Annotated in this window: 3 protein-coding genes; 2 read left to right on the plus strand and 1 reads right to left on the minus strand. The window is 71.2% G+C overall.

Annotation, left to right across the window (positions count from 1 at the left end; genetic code table 11):
* Nucleotides 1-659: 659 nt before the first annotated feature.
* The gene (locus tag C1J01_RS47655; RefSeq protein WP_235855154.1) at nucleotides 660-1,004 is read right to left on the minus strand and encodes an avidin-fold protein; all 345 of its coding nucleotides are present in this window, start codon (nucleotides 1,002-1,004) and stop codon (nucleotides 660-662) included.
* 241 nt (nucleotides 1,005-1,245) lie between these two features.
* On the opposite strand from C1J01_RS47655, the gene C1J01_RS47660 reads away from it, so the two are divergent.
* Nucleotides 1,246-2,013 (plus strand): bestrophin-like domain, encoded by a 768-nt coding sequence (locus tag C1J01_RS47660; RefSeq protein ID WP_111185714.1) that lies wholly within the window; start codon nucleotides 1,246-1,248, stop codon nucleotides 2,011-2,013.
* 2 nt (nucleotides 2,014-2,015) lie between these two features.
* Nucleotides 2,016-2,311, plus strand: a 296-nt coding sequence (locus C1J01_RS49450) for a hypothetical protein (protein ID WP_220040485.1), incomplete at its 3' end; no start/stop codon positions are given.

Below are 2,311 nucleotides of genomic sequence, written 5' to 3' on the forward strand. Positions count from 1 at the left end.
CCCAAAGGCCCACCCTCACCCCACACCGCTCTCGATCAGGGGCGCGACACAGGCACGCCCCCACCCGGAGGCGAGGTGCGCAGGGGTACGGGCGGGATGGTCGCCGGTGGGCCGGCCGTCCCGCCGCTCGGTTGGAATCCTCTTGGGCTGGGGTGCGGCGCAGGTGTGCCCTCGCCCGGGGGCCGGCGGCAAGCGTGACATTCCGCGAGAGACGCCCGGACGCGCAGGCGACTCGCCACAGGACCACGGTCACCTGGAGGGCCCGCCAGCTCCAAGGAACAGCCCCGGGAGCGCATCGAACGCCGTCGGCCCGGCCCACCCCCCTTACCCCTTTCAAGGGACAGAACCCCTGAGTACGAGGGGGTGGAGATGGGCGTAAAGCGGACCCCACCCCTTCCCACAGGACTTGAGCGCGGGTGGGTGTGGATGGGCGCGAAGTGGACCCCCACGCCTTCCGAAGGGGCGGAACTCCTGAGTACGGGTGAGTGGGGAGAGACGTGCAGTGGACCCCCGCCTCTTCACAGGGATGGAATTCCTGAGTACTGGTGGGCGTGCAGCGGACCCCCGTCCCCCTTCCGAAGGGACGGAAGGGGGACGGGTGAAGCTGACCCCATCCCTTCCGAAGGGGTGGAAGTCCTGGTCAGGGGCGGGGTGGGGAGTCAGGGGCGTTCGATGCAGATGCTGATGTGAGGGGTGTCGTCGCCCTCGAACGTGAACTCCTCCACCAGCCGCAGGAGGCCGTCGTCGCCGGTCTCGATGCGGCTGGTGCTGCGGCCTCCGGCCTTGCCGCCGGCAACGAGGGCGTGTGCGTACGAGATGGTCACCTGGTCGCCGTCGCGGGTGCCGACGAAGCGGCCGTGGGTCACGGTGTCACCGGTGTAGGCGCCCCACACCACCTCGTCGCGTTCCCAGTAGTCGAACTCCGTGGGACTGTCGGGGTTCACCGTGCTCGAGGTCGAGCTCACCATCACGAATTTACGGCCGTTGAGATTCACGCCGTCCATGGTCCCGATATTTCCGAAATATCAGCGATCGACTGGACATTTTGTGAGGTGCGCTTGTCAGCGCCCGCAATCCGTCCAGCCCGGCCCGGGGGTGGAGGCCGCCCGGCGGCGGCTCGGTCCATCAAACGGCCCGAGGGCGTGATCCTTGCCCTGGACTTTACCGTTCCCGACCTGACGCCATCATTGCGCTGCGTGATAGTAATGTGACGCTACGTATCGACAACAGTTTCGGGAGATTTTCATGGTGGCGTACACGCTCTCGATCGTGGCGGCGGTGGGCGTGGTGGCGCTCACCGCGCTGGCGTTCAGGGGGGTGAGGAAAGCGGGCGACGACCGCGACCCCGGCGGCCCTTCCGCCTCGCACGCGGGGGCGATGTTGTCGGCCATGTTCCTGCTGGTGTTCGCCATCGCGGTCATCGTGCCGTGGACGACCGCCGACGCCGCGCGCCTCAACACCCACGCTGAGAGCCAGGCGGCGGTGGACGCCTACTGGGCCGCCTCGGAGCTGCCCGACACCGCCTCCCAGGAGGTGCGCAAGGGGCTGCAGGACTACCTGACGTTCGTGGTGCGCGACGAGTGGCCGCTCATGGCCGAGGGCAAGATGCACCCGGTCGGCGCCGAACGGCTCGACGACCTGCGCGCCCGGGTCCACGCGCTTGAGCCGGGCGACAACCAGGAGGAGGACGCCAAGGCCGGCGTCCTGCACCACCTCGGCGCCCTCTCCACCGCCCGTGCCCTGCGCACCGCCGACGCCGCCGCGACCCCGCCCGCCGGGCTGCTCCACCTGACGGTCCTGACCGGCCTGCTGGTCGTCGTCTTCCCCTTCCTCGCCGGGGCCAGGCCGCGCGGGCTCGCGATCCTGCCTCTGGTGGCGACGGCGGGGCTGCTCGGGTTCGGCATCTACCTGTCATGGGACATCTCGCACGTCTTCACCGGCCCGCTGGCGGTCGGGCCGGAGGCGTTCCGAGGGGCGCTGGAGGACTTCGCCCGGATCGCCGGGGGGATGTGACGGTGGGGGCCAGACGCGCGCCGCTCCTCCTGATCACCGTCCTGCTCGCTCTCATCGCCACCGGCCCCGCCGCCGCCCACACCCCGCCCCGGCCCGATGACCGGCGGGGCGACCGGCTCCAAGGCACGACGGGCCGGAACGCGCGGCCCGCGCAGGCGCCGAAGAGTGCGGCCTGGGCGCCGGCGCCGCCGGTGCGGCGGCCTGGAGGCGCCGCGCGGGTCCCGGTGCCACCGGATCGGGTGCCCCGGAAGGCCGCCGCCGAGGTGCCGGTGACGTCGAGCCGGGTGCCCGGGAGGGT

It is taken from the genome of Nonomuraea aridisoli (assembly GCF_003236395.1).
Taxonomy (GTDB): Bacteria; Actinomycetota; Actinomycetes; order Streptosporangiales; family Streptosporangiaceae; genus Nonomuraea; species Nonomuraea aridisoli.

Excerpts from the sequence above, each read along its gene's own strand:
- C1J01_RS47655 (WP_235855154.1), bottom strand. The coding sequence starts at position 1,004 with ATGGACGGCGTGAATCTCAACGGCCGTAAATTCGTGATGGTGAGCTCG.
- C1J01_RS47660 (WP_111185714.1), top strand. The coding sequence starts at position 1,246 with ATGGTGGCGTACACGCTCTCGATCGTGGCGGCGGTGGGCGTGGTGGCG.